Origin of the sequence: Tetragenococcus solitarius NBRC 100494, from assembly GCF_001544195.1 — a bacterium.
GTDB classification, from domain to species: Bacteria; Bacillota; Bacilli; order Lactobacillales; family Enterococcaceae; genus Tetragenococcus; species Tetragenococcus solitarius.
Genome location: NZ_BCPY01000008.1, coordinates 17,435 through 42,974 on the forward strand (window position 1 = coordinate 17,435; position 25,540 = coordinate 42,974).

Consider the following 25,540-nt stretch of genomic DNA (forward strand, 5'->3'; position numbering starts at 1 on the left):
AATAATATAAGTGAGCGCTGATCCATAATAATCACTTTTTTTCTTTAGTCTTCTTACTCTTTATCCATTTCTTCCATTAAATTAAAAAACTCGTCAATACCCTTTTCGCCAGCATCAATTGCCTTTTCTGTTATAGTATTTATATCTTTTTGTAGCATTCTTTGATTAAAAGCTTCAATGAGCATAGGAAGATTCACACCGCATATGACACGATACTGCTCTTTATTTCTGTTGCGTCCGTTCAACACTGCTTGATTGTAAGGAGTAGCAGAAAAAAGGTCTGTAAACACCATGACATTTTCACTTTCTTCAAACGCATTATTTACTTTCTCTGTCATCTCATCAGCAAAATCCTCTACACTCGTTTCGTGAAATAAGGTGAGCACTTCACAATTATCTTGTTTTCCCATGATCGTTTCTGCAGCATTCAAAATGCCTTTAGAAAAATCACCATGAGTGGCTATAATAATCCCTATCACTTTTTCACCTTCTTTTTTCTTAGTTAATAATTAAAATTTAAAATAGCTTTTTCCCAAGTTTTATCATTCGAGATCGAATTCATTGCGTTTTGAAAGTCTAAACCGCTCGAAACAGTAAAGTGTTTATCCGTTCCTTTTGGCAATATTCGACTTAAAGCTTCTCTGTATTCAGGTAATGTAGTCATTCCTTCAATCACTTTTTCAAAGTTATATGTGGTAGAGCGACTACTCCCATATAAAGTTAACCCCTTTTCTAACACATCTCGGGTATTAATAGGTGCTTTCTCTTCTGAAACCCCCATTAAAACGAGTTTCCCTATAGGTTTGAATAAATCAATTGCTTCATTAATAGCAACTGCACTAAAATTGCCACCGGTACACTCAATAATAACGTCATATTTTTTCTCAGGCTCTTCGAAATTATATTCCGGTGACATTTTCGTTTCAGCAAAGTCAAAGTGAGCTAATCTTTCAGCATCTGCACCAAAGACAGTAAAACGTTCTTTCTCTACATGAAACATAAAAGAAATCATACAGGCAGTTAAATAACCAACTGGACCATCTCCAAACAGAGCAATGTTTTTGCTTGTGTCTTTTAAATCGCTTTCTATATGACTAATTGCATGATTCGAAACAGAGCTAACTTCTGAGAGTACAGCTAGTTCATCTGAAATATTATCGGGAATTTTAACAAGACAGTCTGCTGGATGTACTAAACGGGTTTGTGCAATACCATCACGATTACTCCCTAAAAACTCAGACCCTGAGGCATAATTCGCTGGTATTTTCTGGCCTTCTGAAGCTACAGATGGTTGTAAAACTCTGTTTGGAATATTAGGAACAATGGCTACACGATCCCCAGCTGAAAATTCTTCAGATTTTGATGATTCAACAATGCCAATACCTTCATGAATTAAGGCCATAGGGAGTTTTTTCTTTAAAACTTCTGCCCCTCTTGATCCGTTAAAATAACGCAAGTCTGCATGACAGACACTTGCCATAGTAGGGCGTACTTCTACCCAGCCTTCCTCATAGTCAACAACTTTTTCAATCTCTTTTATTTTAAATGGTTCTACCAAGCTTAGTACATTTGTGTTCACTTTATTGCTGCTCATTAATTTTCCTCCAATACTTAATTGTTGAAATAAAACACTAAAGCCTTGTTTATTTTAAAATAACGATATATATTTTTCGCGTGCAGTTTTTAATTTTTTAACTAAAGAAATTACTTTTTTATCTCCCTCCTTTCGTTTATACCTTTGATAGTGTCTTTCTACTAATTGAAACATAAACAAAAAAGCCCAATTTTCTCTAATCTTAGTTAGAAAAAATTGGGTTAAGCCTTTTATTTAGTTACTCCCCATTACTTGATTTTAAATAAAATAATGTTTGATATTATAACGATAGTTTCATTTTGCCAAAAAAAACAATATCTTCTATATTACGTTACCCATTAACTAGTACTTTCTCCATAAACCTTTTCTACAAAATTTTTATTAATATGATCTCCTTTCTATCTATTAAACCTCGCTCTTTTTCCAACTGAAATCATTGTTTTGCGCTTTAAATTGTCTACAACAATTGGTTTATAACTAAAAATTTGTCATTTCTCAACATAACTCCCTTAGTGTTAAAAAGCGCTAACAATTAATATAAATAATAGATGATATAGATATCTATATCACTTTTGAAACCATTATATACTATCCTAGTTTTAGATGCAACTAGCAGAGGAGCCTATTTTTATGAAAACAAAACGAATTGTGCTTCATATACAAGATTTAATCGAAAAAGAAAATATAAGCTTACGGGAACTAGGTAGACAAGCAGATATTCAAATTTCTGCGCTAAGTCCGCTTGCTAATGGAAAAAAACAACGAATTGACCTTGGGCATCTTAAGCGAATTGCTGAAGCTTTAGATCTTAATGATATGAACGACATTATTTCCATTGAGGATGACGAAATAAACACATAGGAATTCCTATGTGTTTTAATATTTTCACTTTTGATATAGATATGTATAACACTTCTTTGCTACAGCTATACTATGCTTTTGGTAGTTGAATAAAACAAGAGAGGAAGACTACCATGAAAGCTGGATACCAACCTAAAAAAATCGTTCTTCATGTGGATAAACTTGCCAAAGAAAATTATGACTCTTTAAGAGATATGGCAATAGACACCGATATTCAAATCTCTTCTTTAAGTCGTTTAGCTAGAAACGAACGCCAACGAGTTGATCTTGGACATCTTAAAAGAATCGCTGAAGCTTTAGACCTTCATGATATGAACGAAATTATCTCCATTGAAAACGATGATTCTTATAAAGATGAGACAAATTAATTTGATCTTAAAATAAACAGATAAAACAAATTTCCTACTTATCGTAGGAAATTTGTTTTATAAATTCACCAACATTGTGCACTTGGTGATCTACTGCTTTTATTAGCAGCGAATCTACCCAGGGAAAAGAGGCACTTTGATATCTATTTACCATCTGCCAATCATTTAAACCGTCCCCGATAGTAAAAACATTTTTTTCAGAGATTTCAAGTTGCTTTATTAACTGTTGAATAGTAAAAAGCTTATTCACAGAACTCCCGACAATATCGATTGTTTCAATATTTCCAAGAAAACTCACCTCTGGAAAATCAGAAGCATGTGCTTCTATAAATTGACTTGCTTTTTTTACAGAATAGGCTTTAACAGAAAGTTGGATCACCTTTTCTTCAAGAAAAAAGTTTTGTAATCCTTTAAGTTTTAGTTCTGTAAAAGTACTTCTTTTTGAATAAATCTTATTTTTGGAAAGATGACTGATTTTTATTTCTTGGAAAATTTCTTCATTACTCACGATCCTGTCGACCAACAAACGATACATCGCTTGATTGATTTTCGTTAATGCTATTTGATTTATCGTTGCGCCGTTATTTCCGATAATAAAATCTGGAGAAATTTGATAATGTTTTATTTTTTCTACTAAACTGGGAAAATCTCGTCCCGTAGCAATAATGAAATAATTCCCTGCGTTTTGCCAATGTTTAATTTGTAATAGTGTATCCTGGTCTATCATATGATTTTGATATAATGTACCATCAAAATCACTCACAAGTAATTTCATAGCTAACTCCTTTATTTTACATTTGAAATAGGTTACAGTAAAAGTAGCAATTTGGGAGGTCATTTATGTCAATCACAGAAAAAATGAACAATAATTTTGATCAATTAAATGAAAATGAACGCAGAGTTTTAGATCAAGTGATAAAAAATAAGCGTCAATTTTATAATTTAACTATTAACGAATTCGCCAATAAAAATTTAGTATCCAAATCCTTCGTGATACGATTATGTAAAAAGATTGGCTATTCAGGGTACAGCGAATTTAAATACCAGTTAAAACTCGAAGTAGAAAAATTGGTTACACAACAAACAACTCAATCTATCCTCGATAGCACTACGAATGATTTAAAAGAAACATTGCGTTTAATTGATTCAAAAAAGTTAAATTATCTTTCACAGTTGCTATACCAGGCGCCTCATATTTATACCTATGGAACTGGGTACGGACAAAGAACAATTTTAGAGGATTTTAAAAGAGGAATGATTTCTAGTCAACGGGCTTTGACGTCACTTCCCACAAGCGTTGAATTACGTTTATATAGCGACACAATGGTAAAAAATGATCTTTTATTCATTGTATCTATTAGAGGAAAAGTCGATAATGTCAAAAAGGATCTAATATTATTAAAAGAAAGAGGAATCATTGTTGTATCTATCACTCAATTTGCAACAAATGAGCTAGCAAGTATTGCTTCATTAAATCTTTATCTTAAAACGACCCCTATACTCAACCCTCTTTCTCCTGAGAATCCTTACGTATCCTATGCGCCTCTTTGTTTTTTACTTGATTTAATTGTTAAAGACTATCTTAATTTCAAAAAATAAAATGGGAATGATTCCCATTTTATTTTTTTATTTTCGGTAATGCTTCAAGCAACGTATCTAGATTACGATTGACAATTAATTCTTGTGGAAATTGTATATCTTCCAGCATGTTTAAAGATTCTGTAAAATTACCAATATCTGTCGCAAAATGAGCATCTGAACTGATGGTTACCTTTACTCTGTATTTTTTACATAATAAAGCAATATCTCGACAGTTTTTACGTGCATTTTTCCGATACGGAAAAGAAGAAGAATTTATTTCCACTATTTTATCGTATTCCTTGAATAACTTGATAATTTTTTCATGAGAGAAATCATAATTTCCATTACCTGAATGGCCTATAATATCTACCCAAGGATTTTTGGCAATATTTTCCCAAATCTTATCATGTTCTTTAATCGTAGCGGGTTTTACGACTTTTTCATGGCAGGAAGCAATGACTAGATCTAGTTTTTCAAAGGTAGAAGTTGGTAAATCAAGATTTCCATCGTGGTCCATAACATTTGCTTCCACACCCTTGATAATCCGAAGTCCATCAACAACTTCTGGGATAGCCTTTCTCATATTTCCAAAATAAGATTTAGGAAATGTTTCTCCTATGCCTAGACCGGGTGCATGATCCGTTACTGCTAAACCTGTCAAACTTTTTTTCTTAGCTATCTGAATATTTTCCATTAATGTACTATACGCATGAATGGATGCTATTGTGTGAGTATGTGTATCTATTTTTGCTTCTAACATTCTATCGCTCTTTTCTTATTTTTATTACAGTAATTTGTCGAACTCATCTCTAACTTGAGGAACGCTCGGGCCCACAATCACTTGAATATTATTTTTCTTTCGTACCATACCTAAAGCACCATATTCTTGGAAGTACTCATCATCCAGTACTTTTGAGGTATCAACAACAGAAGTACGTAAACGGGTCGCGCAATTTGTTACACTTTCGATATTTTCTTTGCCACCTAATCCCCTCTAAAAAGGCCTGAGCTTTGATTTGAAACTCATTTTCTTTTCCATCTTTTTCAATTTTTTCTTCATTCTTTTTTTGTTTATAATCTTTTTTGGTATATAATTTCGTATTTCCCACCAATTGACGCCCAGGCGTTTTAATGTCAAATTTGACAATTAAAAAATAAAATACAACAAAAAAGATAAGTGTGAAGATTAATCCTACAATAATTTGCTTAATATATTCATTGTAGTGATTATGCCACAGCGGAATCCAGTTCTTGGCAAGCCAGGTAATTAAACCACTGGTAAAATCTCCTCGAATACCAATAGCATATTGAGCTGTTGATAAGCTAGCACAAAGCACAGCATAAACTGCATATAAAGGTGGAGAAACAAACAAGAAGGTAAATTCAAGCGGTTCAGTAATTCCACCAACAACCGCCGCTATCGCTGCGGGAATGACAAGTGCGCCTGTTTTTTTCTTGTTTTCTGGTTTAGCTGTGAAATATAAGGCCGCCGCTACACCCGGTGCAGCAAAGATTTTATTATGTCCATATAATTTAAAAGCTGCTCCAGGAAATAGTTCAGCTAATGGTTTAGCTGACTGACTAAATTCAACCAGATGATCTAACCAGTAAGTAGTAATCCCTTCATTTACAACAACCGGACCGTAACTAAATGGTTGTGTTAACAAATGATGAAGCCCTGTTGGCAACAGCAGTCTTTCTAATAATGAATAACACCATATACCAAAGCCCCCACTACCAACAAAGAAGGTTTGGATATTTCCCATTCCACGTTGAAATACAGGCCAAATAAAACAAAAGATTAAAGCAACGACAATCGCTGCCATCATTCCCAAGAATACGACAAGCGATGACCCATTAAACATCGCTAACCAATCGGGAATTTTTTTGTCAAAAAAATGATCATGAAGATATACCACCATTAATGCAATCACAATAGCGCCAATAATACCTGTATCAAGTGTCTTTATACCTCCAATTAACTTTAAGCCAGAGCCGGTTTCAGGTTCAACTGAAAAATCTACACCGAAAAATCCACCAAAGTTTTCTAAGATTGCACCAACAAAGTAGTTAAATGACATATATACAACAAATGATTCCATACTAATTCTAGCAAGCGATTTTTTTGCTAGACCGATGGGTAACGCAATAGCAAATAATAATTCTAAGTTATTAAAAACGGTCCACATTCCTGCGCTTACAATATCCCATATTTTAAACCATACAGTGCCTTCTTCAGCAATAGGACCCATAATAATTGGATTTTGGAAAATGATAGTAATTGCTAAAATAATCCCTGAAAAAGACAACAACATGACCGGTGTAAACATTGCGCCGCCAAATTTTTGTATTTTATCCTTCACTTTTTTTCCTCCTTGTCTAAGCAATGACCTTATTATAGTTTTCTCAAATCTCCAAAACAATATATCGCTTTCATTTAGGAAGGAAGAAAACAAAAGAAGGAAAAGTTCCACTAAACTGAAAAAAATTTCATTGTAATCATCGCAATAGCGGATGTTAATATAAGATGTGAAAACTAAAAAAAAATTGTCCATCAAAAATTTTGATGGACAATCGGTGAATGATTTATAGACTATTACCTTACTTTCTAATCTCTTCTTGCTCGTAATGCGCTCAAAATTGATACGGTATCGACAACTTCCTGTAACGCAGCTCCGAATAAGGCGGGGATTAAGCCGGTGCTGGCAATTAACATGAGTGCGACACAAATAAATATCCCAATCAAAACAGATTGTTGCGCAACTTTCATGGTATCTTTTGATAGACGAACGGCTTCTGACACTCGTGTTAAGTCGTCTTTTAAAATCACGGCGTCTGCACTTTCGCTAGCTGCGGTGGAACCATGCGCACCCATAGCAATTCCGATATCTGCTACAGCTAATGCAGGTGCGTCATTCACACCATCACCTACCATGATAAGTGGGCGTTGCTCTTCTTCTAGCTCTTTTAATACTTGGATTTTTTCTTCTGGTAAGCATTGGGCATGGACATCAAAAATATTGACCTTCTCAGCAATTTGGTTTGCAATTTCTGGATCGTCTCCTGTCAACATGACGGTTTTTTTAATCCCCATTTGATTTAACTGCTCAATTGTCTTGCTGGCTTCTGGACGAAGTACGTCCTTAAAGGTAATATAACCCACATATTGTCCGTCTATTGCAACATATACGACCGTTTTTTTCGTTTGTTCTACAACGTCATCTCCGGCAAATGCAACATTTCCAACACGAACTTTTTTCCCATCAACAAAGGCTTCCACGCCTTTTCCTGTCAGCTCTTGCAAATCTTTCACCGTTTTTAAATGAATTTTCTCTTCTTTGGCTTGTGCAACTAAAGAACGGGCTAAAATATGTGTTGATTCTTGTTCAACACTTGCAGCTAAAGCCAGTAGTTCCCCTTTAGAAATTTGATCGTTGGCAGGTTGGATATCATCTACAGTCAGCTGGCCTTTTGTCAGAGTTCCAGTTTTGTCAAAGGCAATAGAATTGGCCTTAGCTAACTTTTCAATCGTTGTTCCGGTTTTAACCACAATTCCATTTCTGCTTGAACGGCTCATTCCTGCTACTAAAGCTACCGGGGCAGCTAAAATTAATGGGCATGGGGAAGCAACCACCAAGACTTCTGCAAAACGTACCGGATCTTTAGAAACAAACCAAGCAATTCCTCCAATAATATAGGCAATTAAAGTAAAAGGGACTGCATAGCGATCTGCCAGCCGTACAAAATGAGCGGGTTTTGCTTCAGATTCCTCTACTAATTTAACTAATTTTTGATATTGACTATCACTGGCTTTTTTGATTACTTGTATACGGATTGAAGCATCTTTCACAATAGATCCCGACATGATTTCGTCTTCCTGTTTTTTCTCAATAGGTCTGGATTCGCCTGTTAAAGAAGATTCATCAACCAAAGTGGTCCCTGCAATCACTTTCCCATCCACAGGGGCGATTTCCCCTGGTTTGATTAAAAGCAGGTCGCCAACAGCTGCCTCCTCTACTTCGATGTCATGTAATTGTTCATTCACAATTTTATGCGCTACTTGTGGCGAATTTTCCAATAAAGAACGAAGTTCACGTCCTGCTTGATGACTTGCATAGTCCTCCAAGCTGTCTCCTCCTGTGAGCATGACCAACACCACTAGGCTAGCCCAATATTCCCCTACTAACAATGTTGCAATAATTGCAGTAATCGCTAAAATATCCACGCCGTATTTCCCAGATTTTAAGGTTTGAACCATACCAATAAACATAGAAAATGCCATAACGCCGCCTGCAATAGCGATCATCCAAAAGGCAAATTGTGGTTGGTCAAACATAAATTCCATAATTAAGGCAATCATTCCAATAAAAATTGTTAGTATAAATTTTTTGAAATTACTCACTTCATCACCCTCCAACTTTCTACTCAAGCTTAGCACTCAAATTTACTAATTGATAGTGAAAAAAGCTAATTGAGAAGGATAATCATTAACAAATAGATTTTTTTAAATTATCATTTATAATAGTTCTAAATAATACAGTTATACATTACCATAGTTATTTAAACATAAAAAAATACACAAAAATGAACCGACCTCCAAAAATTAGGATTTTGTTCTAACTTTTGAGGACCGGTATTTTTTCGTTAAAATATTCCCTTGTAAAAACTATAACATTTTCTCAAAGTCTCTTTATTTGTTATTGTATTCGGGAAAAATAGGAATCAACTGGCTTTCTAGTACATCTACCAACCCTAAGTCACTATATTTAAACTCAGGAATCACAGTCAATCCCAATGTTACGATACGTAATAGAGGGTTCAAAGTATCTACTCCAATACTTCTAAGCGTTTCTTTCATTTTTTCTGCTTGTTCCGCCGTATCAAAACAGTCCATCGCACTCATGAGTCCAAACACAGGAAGTTTTAACGTTTGAAGTAATTCGTCCTTTCCAGAACAACTAATACCACCGCCACATTTTACAAGTGCTTTATAAACACGCTGAGCCGCTTCAGGATAACGATAGACAATCATCATATTATGGTGATCATGTGCAACTGTACTACCGACAGCTCCTTCTACTCCGCCGAAATGTCGAATCAGTCCGACCGTTTTGTTCGCTTTTCCATAACGGTTGACTATGATGACATAGGCTAAATCAGGATCGTCACTAATATCTACAATCCCATCTTTAACAACATGCTCTTCTTCTTGCAGATAAGTAATAGAGCCATTATAGTCTTCATAAACAGGGACATTTATCTTTATCGTTCCAGTTTGTTTTTCGGCTGGTGTTTTTAAATAAAAATCTGTTAACGCTAAAGGTAAAACATTAATCGTATTTCTAGATTCAATTTCAAATTCTTTATGTTCAATAGAAGTGACCATTTTGCCTTGTTCTGCCACTAATCTTCCTTCAAAGAAAACTTTTTCTGGATTAAAATCTTCTAGGTCATGTACAAGTAAGAAATCCGCCACATAGCCAGGAGCAATGGCCCCTAAGTTAGTGATCCCCACTTCTTCTGCTACATGTAAAGAACCTGCACGAATTGCTTCGATCGGCGACATTCCATTTTGGATGATTTGTCTAACAACATCATTCATATGCCCGGTTTTTAAAATATCCGAAGCTTCTCGATCATCTGTACACAATGCCAGGCGTTCACGCCAAGGAAGGTCTTTGACATCCTTCCAAATCGTTTCGATATTTTTAGCCATCGATGATTCTCTTGCATCGACATACATCCCTGCACGTAATTTATTTTTTGCTTCTCCAGGTGCTCTTGTTTCATGATCTGTCGTAGGTCCGCCAACAAGATAGGCGCTTAACAAGCGTCCTGATTCGCCTGGAACGTGTCCTTGAATATATAAATCATTACGTTCAGCTGCTTCAATCATATCCATCATTCGGTCAGTTCCTTGTTCAACACCTTTATAATCCATCACTTCTGCTAAGCCAATAACATTTTTTAATTTAGCTAATCGACCTACAACGCTTGCGTCAAAAACAGCGCCTGCTTCCTCTAAACCTGGCACCGCTGGAACCGAAGATGGGATATTAATCCATTGTCGCATTGGTAGGTCTAATCCAGCATCATGCATATAGCGTACCGCTTCTTCACCGGCAACATTAGCGACCTCATGAGGATCAGTAATAACCGTCGTTGTTCCGTGGGGGATCACTGCTTCAGCAAAATGTCTGGGAGTTAACATCGAACTTTCCACATGCATATGCGCGTCAATCAAGCCCGGTACAATATAAGCACCATAAGCATCGATCACTTGATTTACATTATCCAGTCCTTCTTCAAGCTCGTCTGCTTCTACATGAACAATAAAACCTTTATGGATAAAAACAGTAGCAGGATACTCTTCTCCTGTAAATAAATTTAAATAACGAGTATTTGTAACAGCTAAATCCGTAGGTATCTCATTTAAGGCTGCTTGCAATAGTTCTCTACGATTTGGGATGGGTATTTTTTTCAATAGTTCTTCCTCCAATGATAGTATCTCTTTGTTTTATAGATTTTGCTATTTAATTAAAAATAAAATAGCACATTAAGGGAATGCACAAAACATACATTACCGGATGCACCGCTTTTTCTGCTTTTTCAGTTTTCGTAAATGTTTTAACGGCAACATCTGCTAAAATTCCCGCACTAATACCTGAAGCAATGCCTCCTGTAAAGGCAGTAAACACAACCATTACAAACGGACCAAAGGCCTCCGAAAAATCGGAAAAATCAATATTCGTAATCGAAGAAATCATACTATAACCTACAAAAATAAGCACCGGACTCGTCGCAGCATCTGGAATCATTAAAAACAATGGAGAAAACAAAATTGAAACAAAAAACATCACTGCCGTTGAAACGGAAGTCAAACCAGTTTTTCCGCCTGCTTGTGCGCCTGCAGAAGATTCAACAAAGGTCGAAATCGTTGTACATCCAGCAATTGCGCCGGCTACTGTCCCAATAGCATCCACTAGAAAAGGACGTTTGATTTCTGGGAGGTTGCCACTGTCATCTAGTAATCCTGCCTTTTGACTGACACCTAGTACTGTCCCTAATGTAGAAAAGAAATCACCGAAAAAAGCAATGAAAATAAGTACAAGTGTACGGCCATTGAATAAACCATCAAAGTCAAAAGAAAAAGTTAAATGATTGATTTCATTAATAGCAGGTACTCCAAATAATTGGTTGGGCACTTGAGTCACTCCAAAAGGGATTCCGATAATTGTTATCGCAATAATGCCAATGAGTAATGCCCCTGGCACTTTATAAAGCGTCAAAATAGCAATAAGAACAAGACCTACAATCGCTAAGAAAACATTGGGATCGGAAAAATTGCCTAATCCAATCCCTTCTTCAAAACTGCCAATCCCTGCATTGCTAAATCCAAAATAAGTGATAAAAAATCCGATAGCAACTGAAATAGAAGCCTTGATATTTTTAGGGATCGCTTTAACGATAAAGTCTCGAACTCCAAACACTGTTAAAAAGATAAAAATACTACCGCTAATAAGAATAATCGCCATCGCATTACCAAATGAAATCGTCCCGGATTGGATTAAGGCACCCAGCATAAAGTTGGTTCCCATAGCTGTAGATAAAGCAAAGGGTAAGTTAGCATACAATCCCATAACCAGCGTAACAATCCCTGAAATAAGAGCCGTCATAATAAGTAATGCTGCTTTTGATATGACGACGCCATTTATATCTACAAAATTTGACTCTACTCCAAAACCTATAATAGCGCTCGGCTGAACAGCCAAAACGTACGCCATCGCCATAAATGTTGTTAAGCCAGCGACAATTTCTGTCTGTACATTTGTATGTCGTTCTTTAATCTTAAAAAAATTATTCAGCAATCTTTAGCCCTCCAATATAACTAACAATGTAGCTATATTGTATTATTATCGTTCAGCTTTATATAGGGTAAAATTAAAAAAATAGCTAAAAATATTTTTATCGTTCGTGTTTAAAGAAAATAAGCGATGTACTAGATATAGTTCTATATTTTTTCCGATTAAATGAAAGCTTATAAAAATGTAGTAGCGCCTTTTATTTCGTTTGCATTTTATCAATGAAAATTAACAAAAAAGGTAAGAAAAGACTCTTCTTACCTTTGGGTATTACTCTACTATGAATAAAATATTCAAAAATCACTTCTTATTCATTCTTTCAGTGATCACTTTTTTCCAACTATCTCCAGCTCCATATATTTCCTCAGATGCAAATGGATACTTTGAATTTTTGTTTCTCATTAAAGCCACCGGAATGCCAAAGACAATACCATAGCCAACAATAGCACCAACTATGCCTAATGTGTAATCCCAGACTGTTGCACCCTGTATAGCTGTATAATAAATCATGTAAATACCTATAGGCAAAAAGAGAGTAAGCGCTGTAAAAAGCCCTGGATTATAAATTTTTTTAATGCGCAGTGGCGATATAATGCCATGAGCCAAGACTTGAATAAAACCTGCTAAACTCTGCGCAAGCGCCAACCAAATTAAATTTGGGAAGAAAATCGGAACAATATAGAAAGTATATGTTGTAAAAACATTGTCAAAAAAGCTCAAATTTTGATTAAAAGGGTATCGTTCGTAACCTTCAACCTCACCAAATTGTAAAATATTCGAAACTGCTGGAAACCCTCCCGGCCAACCATATTCTTCCACCTGATGAGCAAGCATCGCCATAAAACTAAAAACCATGATGACCTGGATGTGTTCAAGATGCACGCTCCCCCAAAGCCCCATAAAAAATGATAAAGCAATAAATAATATGCCGCCTATCCAATACCAATATCTACGCCAAATTTTTAACAATTTCTTTCCCCTCTTTAATAATTAGTTATCCATTCAATTTTGTTAACAATTATCTATTGTTTAATCTATTTTTCCCAATTTCTAAAATGCAAAAGTTGTTCATATTTTTTGTTGGAGATTGCCTAAATTATAATTTGAATAAGCAAACAGAAAAGCCCCCCATAAATCGCTCATAAAATTTACTGGAGGACTGGCTCTAGTGCATTATTTTTTAATATGCTAGCTTTTAAAGTGGTAAATCTTTACGAGTAAATATTATTCCACTTGCAGCATACAATACTACAGGAATTACCGCTAGCACACCCATTTGAACAAGAAAATCGCCATCTGCTAGGATTTCACTGGTATTATATAAGGTTGTAATTGTGAAATACTTCAAATCCTCTAAGTTTTCACTTTGTTCGATCACAATATTTAAAATAAAGAATGCTAATGGCAAGCCTCCGCCCAAAGCCATTGCCGTATTTGAACGATTGAACAAGGTGCTTGCAAAAAAGGAAATGCTACCCATAGCTAAGACTAATAGACAAGAACCTAAAATCAACCAGCCATAAGTTTCAAGATCAAATTCTGTTCCTTCATCAGAGCTTATAGCCGAATTAACCATTGATTCATCGATCAAGTTTGACAAGTCATCTTTAGAGACGCCCGTTGCTTTTGCGGCTGCGCTTAAAGCACTGTCATTTTTCATCAAGCTCATATTGTCATCCACAGTTGAAGAACTTACATCCAACTCGTTTTCTGTGACTTCTTTAGCCGTAGATAAAATAGCAGAGGGGTCCATTTGTTCATTATCAGCTTGCTTATTGTCCTCTTCTTTTTCTTGCTCGTCGACCAAATCATTCACATAATCACGATATTCATTAATGTTCATGCCCAGTGGTTTTCCACCTTCTTGTAAGGCATCTTTATCATTTAAAATCATACCAGGTTTATCCGCTAACTCGTCTGTCGTGATTTCGATATCATCATGATCCATATCGTCATCATCGTCATATTTGTCTTCGCGAGTCTTCGTAATTTCGTCTGAAGCTTTGTCCAGGCTATCGCGTTTCATCGCTTCATCTAGATACTTGCTGTAAGCTGTTGTATCCATTCCCCGCGCATCAGCGCCCGCTTGCAGTGCATAGTCGTCATCTTGAATCATATAGAGGTTATCACGTACATAAGAAGGATCTCGGTCGAGTGATTCCGCCGCTTCTTCCACATCTTCTGTGATTGCATTGCCCGAAAGATTGTGATTGATAATTTCTGTTGCGCCCATCCCGGCTCCAGCAACAATGACAAACATTAGTATAATTGAACCGATCATATAAATCATTTTAGTAAAAATCACTGTACCACGCTTAATCGGGGTGGATAAGGTATAGGCCATTAAGCCACTATCAACTTCATTTACCACTAAATTGTTGGCAGTAAAAATAACATAGATTGTTCCAAGTAAAAGGGCTGGCATTCTAAAGAACATTTCTAAGCTGCCAAGTAAAGAGCTAAAGCCAGAAATTGTCGAACCAAAGGCAGTTCCCTCAGCTGCACTAGCGATTTGGCCGATATCATCGGCATCAAAACTTGCAATAAAAAAGGTTAAGAGTACACTCATAACAATAGTGATGATTAACCATAAAGGACCGTTGCTACGTACACTCTGTTTGAATATGGGTTTACTAAACATGATTAACTTCCTCCTTAAACACGTTGGTGAAGTAGTCTTCAAAATTACGCTTAATTTCCTTAAAGAACAAAACATCGTAATGTTGAAGATCATCCATCAATCGATTGATATCTTGATCATTGATATTGATTTTTAATTGTAGGTCTTCTTCTTTTACATCAGTAAATGTGTAATCCAATGCTTGGAATTGTTGAAAACTTTCTTGCGTTTTAAATTCCAACTTATACGTTTTATCCTTACTATGAAGAAGATCGTTCATCGTCAATTGGTCGATAATCCGACCATCTTTGATCATCGCGACACGGTCACAGGTTTGTTCGATTTCTTCAAAAATATGACTGGATAAAAAGACCGTATGTCCCAGCTTTTTTTCTTCTTTAATCAAATCAATGAATACATCCCGCATTAAAGGATCCAGACCAGTAGAAGGTTCATCTAAAATCAGTACATCCGAACCTAAGCAAAAGGCTGCAGCCAAAGCTGTTTTCTGTTTCATGCCTTTACTCATAGTTTTTAATCCTGCTGTATAATCCAGTTGCAATCTCTCACAAATTTCTTTACAACGCTCCCAACTGCCGCGGCCTGCTTTTTCTATTTGTCGTTTTAAGAAGGTTTCGCCTGTTTTATCAGCGGGAAAATTGATTTCACCAGGAACATAACTAACAAATTGCTTAATTCGCGCACTATTTTTCTGACAGTCATTGCCATTAATGAACGCTTGGCCACTACTAGGCTTGATAAACCCCATCATTTGGCGAATCGTCGTGGTCTTTCCTGCGCCATTAATACCCACTAGACCAAACGTTTCTCCCTGTTCGATGGAAAGAGAAATATCAAATACGCCGCGATCTTGGCCATAATCTTTGGTTAAGTTTTCTAAATCAATGTACGCCATGGCTTAACACCTCTTCTCCTGCTGAAACACTCTTATTTGTGTCATAGAAATTCATAAAGTAATCTTCTAGTGAAAACTTCATTTCAGTAATAAAGTTCAGCTGATATTGACTCAATTCAGTAAACAAATCCTTAATATTTTCATCTTTGATCTCTATTTTTACTTGGTTTTGACTCGATCGTTTCACTGTGATATTTAATTGACTATCTTCTACAAAACGTTGATATTCATTTTCATCGACAAATTCTACTTTATAGGTTTTATTTTCATTTTTGCGAATATCATCAGCAACCACCGTTGAAACGACTTCGCCTTCTTTGATAATTGCGATGCGGTCGCAAGTCGCATCCACTTCACTAAAAATATGACTGGATAAAAGAATCGACTTACCCGCTCTTTTTTCTTCTAAAAGAAATTCGATAAATCGTTCTTGCATAACCGGATCCAAGCCACTGGTAGGTTCGTCTAAAACCAAAATATCTGGGTCGTGCATAAAAGCAGTGACAATCGCTACTTTACGTCTAGTTCCTAGGCTCATCGTGTCCAACTTAGGTGAAACATCTAGCTCAAACATATCAATCAAATGATTGGTTTTTGTCATGTCTGAAATATGACGCTCTTTAGCCATAAAATCAATGAAAGCAGTTCCTGTCATATTTTTAGGAAAAGCTAATTCACCTGGTAAATAGCCAACTTCTCGTTTAATTGCAGCTGCATCTTTCCAAGAATCTTTACTGGAGACCTTGATTGTTCCCGACTGTGGTTTTGAAAAGCCCATTAAATGCCGGATCGTTGTGGTTTTACCTGCGCCATTCGGCCCTAAAAAGCCAAATACTTCACCTTGTTCAACTGCAAAGGTGACATCAAAGACACCGCGATGATAACCATAATCTTTTGTTAGCTGGTTTACTTCAATAACTGGCATGCTAAAACTATCCTTTCTTTTTAATTACATCTCTTTGTTATAAATATTTCTTCATAAGGTTTTTAAGAAGAACTAGGATAACAAGAGCAACATTCTATTTGTAATAAACATGATTGGATCAATCCATTTCAATTTTTAATAAACTTTTGTTTACTATCGCAGTATAATTAGATTACAACCAACAAAAATGACTAAAAAATTTATTATTTACAAAGGAGCCTTGACATGACAAAGAAAATAGATTTACGAATAAAAAAAACAGACCATGCGCTAAAGCAAGCCTTTTGGAAGTTACTATTATCGGAAGGGTTTACAAAAATTACTGTACAACAGATTCTTGATGAAGCTAAGGTTAATCGTGCCACCTTCTATAAATACTATGACAATAAAGGGAAGCTGCTTGATGCAGTAGGAAATGATCTGCTATCACAATTTAAAGAAAATAGCGAAATAGCCCGTGCAAAAATTTTGGCCGACACTTCTGAAGATGAACAACTACAAATTTATTATCAACAGATGGTAAAATTTATCTATCAAAATGGCACAAAATTTTTGACTTTAATAGGTCCTGACGGTGACCCTTCTTTTGCAAATAAATTAGCTGTTGCAGATGAAACTATTATAAAACAAAACAATCTTTTTGCGCGTTTATCCATTCCTCAACATTATGCTCTTGCAGCCGTTAGAGGAATTGCCATTAATTTAATCACTGAATGGGTTCGCTCAGACTTTCATGAAACGCCTGAAGAATTCATCGATATTATCGATCGTATTCTTTCGCCCATCATCTTAGAACACACTGTTTTTTCTTGAAAAACCGAAAAGCTTTTATGATTTTACTAAAACATAAAAAGACCCGCCAGCGGGTAACTGGCGGGAAAGGAGTTAAAAAATGAAAAAGTGTTTTAGGGTTGTTTCGTTGGTACACTTATAATGTACCTATAAAAAGTGAATAAATTATGACGATTTTCTTTTTTAATTTTAAAAAAGAAATGAATAATTCTTTTCTATTAAATATCTAGACACTTTTATTCATCAAGCGGTTAATATGAACCCCTAAGTAAGCGACTTCCTCTTCTGATATCGTTTTGTCATACATCTTAGATAAATAATCCTGAACTTTAATCCCAACTTCCATTGCTGACGGGTAGAGTGTCCACATTTGTTTATATAATTCGCTTCCACCTTCATCATCCATCAATTTGCCGGTATAAAATCGTTCCACAAAATATTTCACATGGGTAATAAAGCGAAGGTAATGCACAGAATTTTCATCAACTTCAGTTTGGATAGAATATCTGACCATGTTCACAATCCCACCAATCATTTTAGCAGACGCTAAGCTATCTGTTGACTCATCCTCTGACTGAGCATTAATCAAATGAAAGGCAATATTGGCTGCTTCTTCTTGAGGGAGTACCACATCAAAATATTGATTGATGATTTTTACCGCTTGCGTGCTCACCGCATATTCTTTCGGATAATAATTTTTGATCTCCCAATACAAACGATTGGCAATATTGATGCCACTTTGATAACGATCCAGTGCAAAGTGAAGGTGATCGGTTAAAGTTAGAAAAATGTTATTATTTAATTTCGTATCTAATTGCTCTTCAGCTAATGCAACAATTTTTTTAGTTAATTCAAAAAAAGCTAAAGGGATATCATCAATTAATTCAAGGATATATTCATTTTTACTTTCATTTAAAGGAATAAATATTTTATCAACATCATTTTCATCAATCAACTCTTCTTTTTTTCGAGAAAAACCAATCCCTTTTCCTAAAACAATCATTTCTGAACCATCTTTATCAGCTAACACGACACTAGAATTTAGTACTTTCTTGACAATTAGCACTTTAATTCCTCCTAGTCTTACTCATCGAACAGTGCAGCACCATTGGTATGAATAATGTTTTGGTACCAATCAAACGAATCTTTTTTCATGCGATCATAACTGCCGTTTCCTTCATCATCTGCATCGACGTAAATAAAACCGTACCGCTTAGACATTTGTGAAGTCCCCGCACTGACTAAATCAATCGGTGCCCAACTCGTATATCCGATTAAATCAACACCTTCATCAATGGCTTCTTTCATTTGTTTAAAGTGTGCTCGGAAATAATCCATCCGATAATCGTCATGAATTCTACCATCAGAACTAATCGTATCCTTAGCTCCCACCCCATTTTCAACGATCATCATAGGCACCTGATAACGATCATATAAATCGATTAAGGAAATTTTTAACCCTTGCGGATCAATCTGCCAACCCCAGTCTGTTTCAGTCAAATGAGGATTTTTTACGCCAAGGACCGTATTTCCTGGGGTACGTTCAGCTTCTGGATCTCCAGATTCCGCCATGGACATATAGTAACTAAATGTCAGAAAATCAACCGTATTTTCTTTTAAAATCCGACGATCATCAGCTTCCATCCTAATATGAATTCCTTCATTTTCTAAATGACGTTCAATCAGTTTCGGATACTCTCCTTTGACTTGAACATCTGCGTAAAAATTATTTTCCAAGTTCTTTTTCAAGGTTAATTCAACATCTTGCGGAGCACAAGTTAACGGATAAGTCATTAGTTTCGTTATCATACAGCCAACCATCACTCCTGAAATTTTTTCATGTGCTGCTTTTGTTACGAGTGCACTAGCCACAAATTGATGATGCAATGCTTGATAAACGTCTTGTGATTCTTTTCCAGCATCCGATTTTTCTGGAATCACTCCTGCTGTTTTGAAAGGATGGCGGTGAATACTATCAATTTCATTAAAGGTTAGCCAACACTTCACATATTGACCAAATTCATCAAAACAAACATTAGAAAAACGGACAAAATATTCGATCACTTTGCGGTCAACCCAGCCATTGTATTTGACGCTTAGAGCTAAAGGCATTTCGTAATGAGAAAGGGTTACAATCGGCTCAATGTTCAGTCGTTTCATTTCTGTAAATAAGTTTTTATAAAATTCAATCCCTGCCGGATTAGCTTCTAATTCTTCTCCAGTTGGAAAAAGCCGAGACCAAGCAATGGAAACGCGCAATATTTTAAATCCCATCTCCGCAAACAAAGCTAAATCTTCTTTATAGCGATGGTAAAAATCAATGCCTCTTCTTTTGGGATAGTAGGTATCGGTTGGATCTTCCATTGCTTTTTTTATCACTGCTAAATCTGTCGCTACATGAGCGTTGTAATCCTTATTAGATACATTAGGTTTATAAGTATCTATATCTGCCACTGACAGCCCTTTACCATCAATATTCCAGGCACCTTCTACTTGGTTAGCGGCAATCGCGCCGCCCCATAAAAATCCTTTAGGAAATTGTTTTGTTTGTTGCATCTATATCTCTCCTCTATCTATTATGTTAATTGGCTAACGGTTAACAAGGGTTCATCGGATGAAATATTTCCACCTTTCACAGATGGTTTTATTTCAAAATTATTGTTGGTAATCACACAGATAACAGTCGCTTCGAATCCTTCATTCTTTATTTTATCTATATCAAATGTAACTAATTTTTGCCCTTGTTTTACTCGGTCCCCTTGCTTCACAAATGATTGAAATCCTTTCCCCTCCATTTTGACAGTATCCACACCGATATGCAAAAGTAACTCTGCGCCATTGTCTGTTTTCAACCCCAAAGCATGGTTAGTCTCGAATATCATTGTAATTTCTCCCGCTACAGGGGCCGTTAATTCCCCTTCTGTGGGCTCAACTGCAATCCCATCGCCAACTAAACCACTAGAAAACACCTCATCTTTTACTTGTGATAAAGGTAGAACTTCGCCTTTTATCGGACTCTTCAATATCACATCTTTGGTTTCGTTAATCACCTCATCATCGTTTTCTTCTTTTAATACTTCATCTTTATACAGAAAAATAGCAAAAATGAAAGCCGCTACAAACGAAAGCCCCAGTGTCGCAAAAGCCCATACGATGTTCATAGTGTTTTGCGGATTGATAAACATTGTAATACTAGCAAGGCCCGGGCCGACAACAGCAAAGGCTTCAAGTACCATTAAACCACTAAAAGAACCTCCGATAATGCTAGCTAAAACCACGCTATATAATACTTTTTTGTGTAAAATCGTCACCCCATATAAAGCAGGTTCAGTAATCCCAAAAAGAGCAGATATCCCTGCCGAAATCGCAGTCGGTTTTAACCGCTTATCCTTGGTCTTTAAAGCCACCGCAAAGCAAGCACCTGATTCCGCAATATTATGCGCTAATGAAGCTGGCATATACAATGATTCTTTGCCTAACTCACTCATTGAGCTAATGGCGTATGGAATCATGGCTTTATGCATACCCGTCACAACCATAAATGGTAGAATTCCGGCTAATATACCCGTAGCTACCCACCCAAAATGACTATATAACCAAATAATTGCTGAAGAAAATAGTGTCCCAAAATTATAACCTAGTGGACCTAGAATGAGTAGCGAAATAGGCACTGTAATTAGCAAACTCATCATTGGTACAAAGAACACTCGGATTGATTTAGGTGTAATTTTATTAAATCCTTTTTCCAACTGTGCATAAAATAACACTGTCAAGATCGCTGGAAATACTTGCGAACTATAATCAATTTCCTGAATATTAAGTGATAAAAAATCTGCTCCATTAGAAATCAATTCTCCCATACCCGGCAATAACAAAGCTCCTACCGCAGATACAGCAACAAGCGGGTTGACTTTTAATTTATTGGCTGATGTTACTGCAACTAAGATGGGTAGAAAATATAATGGCGCTGTACCTACATTATCTAAAATTTGATAAGTAGAACTTCCATCATCCATTACACCAATCGCTGCTAGCAAAAGCAGAATAGATTTAAGAACACCGCCGCCTGCGATTGCCGGGACTAACGGCTGAAAGACTGCAATAATAAAATCAAGTATCGTACTCCCAATACTTCTTTTTTGTGCTGGCTTATCTTGGGCATCTTCGTAAGAAATATTCCCCACAATATTGTTTACTTCATTATAAACTTCAATAACATCATTACCGATAATAATCTGATACTGAACATTTTTGCGTACACCCAGCACCCCATCAATTTTTTCTAGAGTTGTAATATCCGCTTTGCTATCGTCTTTTAAAGTAATTCTTAAGCGGGTCGAGCAATGATTTAAAAGTGAAATATTCTCTTTGCCGCCAAGTGCAACAACAATTTCTTTTGCCGTTTTTTTGTAATCCATAAGATCCCCTCCATTTTTATTTAAGTATTTAGCTAAATAAAAAAAGGCAGAACCAAATATACTAGGAAGTCTCTTCCTAATATAAAAGGTCCTGCCTGCACTACCAGTCACATGCCTGTATTTAACTGCTTTCAATCTAACATATTCCGTCTGCAAACGCAAACACTTTTTTATAACTTCTCAAGTCCATTCAGTCCAGCAAAGTAAAAATTTTCATTCACTTACATAAAACTAATGAAAAATAACAAAATTTCAGGTAGGATAGTGCTAAGCATAAGAAATTCGTTTTTATGTAATATTTTTAAAGGAGGCACTTATTTTGGAGTGGATTAAATTAATTGGCATCCTAATTATTTTAGTAGGATTCTTATTTAAATTTGATACGATCGCAGTTGTCGTTATCGCAGCTTTTGCTACTGCTATGGTTTCCGGCATTTCTGTCATGGATTTTTTAGAAGCGTTTGGCAAAGCTTTTGTAGATAACCGACTTGTTACTATTTTTCTATTGACATTGCCGATGATTGGCCTTTCTGAACGTTTTGGTTTACGCCAACAAGCAGTCATTTTGATCCGAAAAATAAAAGGAATGACACCTGGAAAATTCCTAACACTGTATACAGCTATTCGTGAAGTTGCAGGTTTTCTTGGAATTCGGATTTCGGGACATCCACAATTTGTTCGTCCAATTGTCAATCCGATGACACAAGCGGCGGCTAAAACAAAGTATGGGGATATTTCTGAAAGAGATTATGAAGAGTTGAAAGCTCGTGCCGCAGCAAACGAGAACTATGCTAACTTTTATGGACAAAATACTTTTGTTGCTGCTTCTGGTGTCTTATTGATTGCCGGAACGTTACGCGATTTAAATTACGATGTTTCAGAAGCTGGTATTGTGCAATATTCATTAATTATTGCCGTCATTGCCCTTGTTTTAACAGCAATTTCAAATATGTTATTTGATCGCAAATTGGCTAAAAAGTATGGTCTTATAAAGGAGGGAAAAACAACTGATGACACAGACAATTAACATGATCCTTGAATTTTTTTATATCTTAATTGGACTTTTAGCGATGATGACAGCTGTCCGTTCGTTTCGAGACCAGACCAATTCCGCTCGAATAGGGACTGGGCTGTTTTGGCTATTATTAGGAATTATTTTTGCTTTTGGGAACTTCTTGCCTTATGCTGTATCTGGCATCATGTTAGTAGTGATTGGTATCCTCACCTTGTTTAAACAAGTAAAAATTGGAAACATTACTCAACTAAACGAAAAAGAAGGAGAAAAAGCAGCTAAACGAATAGGCAGCTGGGTTTTCTTCCCGTCTGTAATACTTGCTTTGACAGCAGTGGGAATCTCTTATACACCGTTAGGCGGACAGGTAGGTATTGGCGTTGCCTCGATTGTCGCTTTAATTGTTGCTGTCATCATCACTTCTGCTAAACCTAAAACAATCGTAGATGATACAGACCGTATGTTCCAATCTGTCGGAACCACTGGGATTTTACCCCAGCTGTTAGCTGCTTTGGGCGTGATCTTTAATTTAGCTGGCGTTGGTGAAGTCATATCCGATGCAATTTCTAATGTCATCCCCGCCGGAAACCAATTTCTTGGGGTCGTTGCCTACTGTTTAGGCATGGTACTATTTACAATGGTTATGGGAAATGCTTTTGCTGCCTTCACTGTTATTACAGCTGGGATTGGAATTCCTTTTGTGATTGCTCAAGGTGGAGACCCAGTAATTGCTGGTAGCTTAGCGATGACCGCTGGCTTTTGTGGTACATTATTAACGCCCATGGGCGCGAACTTTAATGCTTTGCCGGTTGCTTTGTTGGAAATGAAAGATGCAAATGGTGTCATCAAAGCGCAAATCCCTATGGCATTGATTATGATTGTTGTTCATATTGTCTTAATGTATGTACTAGCTTTTTAACTAAGAAATAAATAACAGGGAAAGACTCGAGTTTTTACTCCCTATGTTGAAAAAGACAGGGAACGTATTCATGAAATAATCCCTATCTTTTCGATATCAGGGAGAGAATTGAAAATCTACTCCCTGTCTTTTCCGATTTTTTGCTCTATTTCTTAATTTATTCGACTTTTTCTTTGATAACAGGGAGTACTTTACAAAAACACTCCCCATCTTTTTGATATCAGGGAGAGAATTGAAAAAACACTCCCTATCTTTACAATCTCAGGGAGTAAAAACAAAATATATTCCTCAATAATAGAAAGGATAGAATCAATATGAAAATTTTAGTTACTGGGTTTGACCCATTTGGCGGCGAAAAAATCAATCCTGCTTGGGAGGCAGTCAAAAAACTTCCTAACACCATCAAAGGGGCTGAAATTGTTAAAGAAGAAATCCCAACCGTTTATGGCAAATCAGCCGATGTTTGTAAAAAAGCGATTCAAAAACATCAACCAGATGTTGTTTTGAATATTGGCCAAGCAGGCGGACGCTTTACTATTACGCCAGAAAGAGTTGCTATTAACGTTGACGACGCCCGGATTCCTGATAACGAAGGCAATCAACCCATTGACCAAACGATTCAAACAGACGGTCAAGCAGCTTATTTCACACAGCTACCCGTCAAAGCGATGGTAGAAAACGTGAAAGATAACGGTTTTCCAGCAGCAGTATCCAATTCAGCTGGAACCTTTGTCTGCAATCATATTATGTATCAAGTACAATATATGATCGATAAAGAATTTCCCAATATGAAGGGCGGCTTTATTCATGTACCTTTCATTGCTGAACAGGTTGTCGACAAGCCTAACCAACCTTTTATGAATATCTCTGATATGGCCTTTTGTATTGAAAAAGCACTTGAAGCAGTGGTTTCTTTTGAAGGCAAAGAAGATTTGAAAATTGTTGGCGGACAAACACATTAATAGGTAATAAAACTACCGGAAACAAACATTTTTTATGGTGTTTGTTTCCGGTAGTTGACTGTTACGTCAAAGATTATTAAAAAAAGACTTAATAACATGGAATATATAGAATTTCAGTATTCTTATGTTACTTCATTAAGTAACAGTAAAGTTTATGACGGTGGCTATCTTTTTTTAAAGTGAGGTGGTGCGTATGTACGTGCTAACTAAATCTGAAGAAAGGAGAAGCTTTTTGTCAGCATTTGAGACGATTCAAGTAATTTTAAGCTTTGGTACATTTACCATCCCCTTAATTGCTTTAGTCGTGAAATTGCTAAAAAATGACAGAAAAAAATAACCGTCTACTTTAGCAGGTCGAACGGTTATTTTTTATAAATAACTAGAATTTGCCACCGTCTTAATCGGTGCTGTTATTGAAGAGTTGTTTGCACAACTCTTCTTTACATAGTAATTATAACAAATTTTCTGGCTCTATTCAACTTTTATGTTGCTTTTTAAAGTAACATAAAAAAGTTCTAGTAATTGTTAAAAAAGCGACTGATAACAAACTGCACTGTGTACAAACCGACGCTTAATGTGACTCTCCTTAACGCCATTAAGTGTCGGTCTATTTTTTTGTAAAAAGAATCTTTGCTACCACTTCCCTGTCATTTGAGCCAATTTCTGCACTATGCTAAACTGTACATAAAGCAAGCGCTTACTAAACCATT

At 36.1% G+C, this 25,540-nt stretch carries 22 protein-coding genes and 1 pseudogene; 8 read left to right on the forward strand and 15 right to left on the reverse strand.

What is annotated here, in order from left to right; translation table 11 throughout:
- Positions 1-53: 53 nt before the first annotated feature.
- Positions 54-479, reverse strand: coding sequence for a PTS sugar transporter subunit IIA (locus TS1_RS04005; RefSeq protein ID WP_068708089.1), 426 nt, complete (start codon positions 477-479; stop codon positions 54-56).
- A 23-nt stretch (positions 480-502) separates the two neighbouring features.
- A complete protein-coding gene (locus tag TS1_RS04010) occupies positions 503-1,594 on the reverse strand; it encodes an alcohol dehydrogenase catalytic domain-containing protein (protein WP_068708091.1) in 1,092 nt (363 codons plus the stop codon).
- 630 nt (positions 1,595-2,224) lie between these two features.
- On the opposite strand from TS1_RS04010, the gene TS1_RS04015 reads away from it, so the two are divergent.
- Together TS1_RS04015 and TS1_RS04020 are read left to right on the forward strand one after the other, a co-directional pair.
- Positions 2,225-2,455 carry a helix-turn-helix domain-containing protein gene (locus TS1_RS04015; protein WP_068708093.1) on the forward strand — a complete coding sequence of 77 codons (231 nt, stop codon included), beginning with the start codon at positions 2,225-2,227 and terminating at the stop codon, positions 2,453-2,455.
- A gap of 113 nt (positions 2,456-2,568) precedes the next feature.
- Positions 2,569-2,823, forward strand: a complete 255-nt coding sequence (locus TS1_RS04020) for a helix-turn-helix domain-containing protein (RefSeq protein ID WP_068708095.1) — start codon at positions 2,569-2,571, stop codon at positions 2,821-2,823.
- A gap of 34 nt (positions 2,824-2,857) precedes the next feature.
- Here the strand turns inward: TS1_RS04020 and TS1_RS04025 are convergent, their stop codons facing one another.
- Complete coding sequence (locus TS1_RS04025; RefSeq protein ID WP_068708097.1) at positions 2,858-3,598, reverse strand: HAD-IIB family hydrolase; 741 nt, start codon at positions 3,596-3,598, stop codon at positions 2,858-2,860.
- 65 nt (positions 3,599-3,663) lie between these two features.
- Between TS1_RS04025 and TS1_RS04030 the strand changes: the two genes are divergently transcribed.
- The gene (locus TS1_RS04030; protein WP_068708099.1) at positions 3,664-4,422 is read left to right on the forward strand and encodes a MurR/RpiR family transcriptional regulator; all 759 of its coding nucleotides are present in this window, start codon (positions 3,664-3,666) and stop codon (positions 4,420-4,422) included.
- 19 nt (positions 4,423-4,441) lie between these two features.
- Here TS1_RS04030 and TS1_RS04035 read toward each other — a convergent pair whose 3' ends face one another.
- The 9 genes and pseudogenes from TS1_RS04035 to TS1_RS04075 all read right to left on the reverse strand — a co-directional run bounded on the left by TS1_RS04035 (position 4,442) and on the right by TS1_RS04075 (position 16,727).
- Positions 4,442-5,164, reverse strand: a complete 723-nt coding sequence (locus TS1_RS04035) for a phosphatase (protein WP_068708101.1) — start codon at positions 5,162-5,164, stop codon at positions 4,442-4,444.
- A gap of 24 nt (positions 5,165-5,188) precedes the next feature.
- Positions 5,189-6,767 (reverse strand): annotated as a pseudogene (locus tag TS1_RS04040) (alpha-glucoside-specific PTS transporter subunit IIBC).
- Between the two features lie 245 nt (positions 6,768-7,012).
- The gene (locus tag TS1_RS04045; protein ID WP_068708103.1) at positions 7,013-8,806 is read right to left on the reverse strand and encodes a heavy metal translocating P-type ATPase; all 1,794 of its coding nucleotides are present in this window, start codon (positions 8,804-8,806) and stop codon (positions 7,013-7,015) included.
- A gap of 288 nt (positions 8,807-9,094) precedes the next feature.
- Positions 9,095-10,888 (reverse strand): adenine deaminase, encoded by a 1,794-nt coding sequence (locus TS1_RS04050; protein ID WP_068708105.1) that lies wholly within the window; start codon positions 10,886-10,888, stop codon positions 9,095-9,097.
- 49 nt (positions 10,889-10,937) lie between these two features.
- Positions 10,938-12,272 carry an NCS2 family permease gene (locus tag TS1_RS04055; RefSeq protein WP_068708107.1) on the reverse strand — a complete coding sequence of 445 codons (1,335 nt, stop codon included), beginning with the start codon at positions 12,270-12,272 and terminating at the stop codon, positions 10,938-10,940.
- A 294-nt stretch (positions 12,273-12,566) separates the two neighbouring features.
- Positions 12,567-13,235 (reverse strand): HXXEE domain-containing protein, encoded by a 669-nt coding sequence (locus tag TS1_RS12365; RefSeq protein WP_217994580.1) that lies wholly within the window; start codon positions 13,233-13,235, stop codon positions 12,567-12,569.
- A gap of 226 nt (positions 13,236-13,461) precedes the next feature.
- On the reverse strand, positions 13,462-14,907 hold the full coding sequence (locus TS1_RS04065; RefSeq protein ID WP_068708109.1) for an ABC transporter permease subunit: 1,446 nt from the start codon (positions 14,905-14,907) through the stop codon (positions 13,462-13,464).
- Complete coding sequence (locus TS1_RS04070) at positions 14,900-15,802, reverse strand: ABC transporter ATP-binding protein (RefSeq protein ID WP_068708111.1); 903 nt, start codon at positions 15,800-15,802, stop codon at positions 14,900-14,902. The genes TS1_RS04065 and TS1_RS04070 overlap by 8 nt, the downstream gene beginning before the upstream one ends.
- Positions 15,789-16,727 (reverse strand): ABC transporter ATP-binding protein, encoded by a 939-nt coding sequence (locus TS1_RS04075; protein WP_068708114.1) that lies wholly within the window; start codon positions 16,725-16,727, stop codon positions 15,789-15,791. Before TS1_RS04075 ends, TS1_RS04070 begins: the two co-directional genes overlap by 14 nt.
- A 225-nt stretch (positions 16,728-16,952) precedes the next feature.
- On the opposite strand from TS1_RS04075, the gene TS1_RS04080 reads away from it, so the two are divergent.
- Positions 16,953-17,540 carry a TetR/AcrR family transcriptional regulator gene (locus TS1_RS04080; RefSeq protein WP_068708116.1) on the forward strand — a complete coding sequence of 196 codons (588 nt, stop codon included), beginning with the start codon at positions 16,953-16,955 and terminating at the stop codon, positions 17,538-17,540.
- A 205-nt stretch (positions 17,541-17,745) separates the two neighbouring features.
- Here the strand turns inward: TS1_RS04080 and TS1_RS04085 are convergent, their stop codons facing one another.
- Genes TS1_RS04085 through TS1_RS04095 form a run of 3 tightly spaced genes read right to left on the reverse strand, consistent with a single transcriptional unit; the run spans position 17,746 to position 21,937 of the window.
- On the reverse strand, positions 17,746-18,585 hold the full coding sequence (locus TS1_RS04085; RefSeq protein ID WP_068708118.1) for a PRD domain-containing protein: 840 nt from the start codon (positions 18,583-18,585) through the stop codon (positions 17,746-17,748).
- 17 nt (positions 18,586-18,602) lie between these two features.
- On the reverse strand, positions 18,603-20,075 hold the full coding sequence (locus tag TS1_RS04090) for a glycoside hydrolase family 1 protein (protein ID WP_068708120.1): 1,473 nt from the start codon (positions 20,073-20,075) through the stop codon (positions 18,603-18,605).
- A gap of 20 nt (positions 20,076-20,095) precedes the next feature.
- Entirely contained in the window at positions 20,096-21,937 is a 1,842-nt protein-coding gene (locus tag TS1_RS04095; protein ID WP_068708122.1) for a beta-glucoside-specific PTS transporter subunit IIABC, read from the reverse strand.
- A gap of 319 nt (positions 21,938-22,256) precedes the next feature.
- Here TS1_RS04095 and TS1_RS04100 point away from each other — a divergent pair, with 319 nt between their 5' ends.
- The 4 genes from TS1_RS04100 (at position 22,257) to pepG1 (ending at position 25,167) form a co-directional block, all read left to right on the forward strand.
- Entirely contained in the window at positions 22,257-22,964 is a 708-nt protein-coding gene (locus TS1_RS04100) for a DUF969 domain-containing protein (RefSeq protein WP_068708124.1), read from the forward strand.
- Positions 22,948-23,868: a DUF979 domain-containing protein gene (locus TS1_RS04105; RefSeq protein ID WP_068708126.1), complete on the forward strand. Its 921-nt coding sequence runs from the start codon at positions 22,948-22,950 to the stop codon at positions 23,866-23,868. Before TS1_RS04100 ends, TS1_RS04105 begins: the two co-directional genes overlap by 17 nt.
- A gap of 314 nt (positions 23,869-24,182) precedes the next feature.
- Positions 24,183-24,830 carry a pyroglutamyl-peptidase I gene (gene pcp, locus TS1_RS04110; protein WP_068708127.1) on the forward strand — a complete coding sequence of 216 codons (648 nt, stop codon included), beginning with the start codon at positions 24,183-24,185 and terminating at the stop codon, positions 24,828-24,830.
- Between the two features lie 193 nt (positions 24,831-25,023).
- Positions 25,024-25,167: a type I toxin-antitoxin system toxin PepG1 gene (gene pepG1, locus TS1_RS12370; RefSeq protein WP_083498237.1), complete on the forward strand. Its 144-nt coding sequence runs from the start codon at positions 25,024-25,026 to the stop codon at positions 25,165-25,167.
- Positions 25,168-25,540 lie beyond the last annotated feature (373 nt).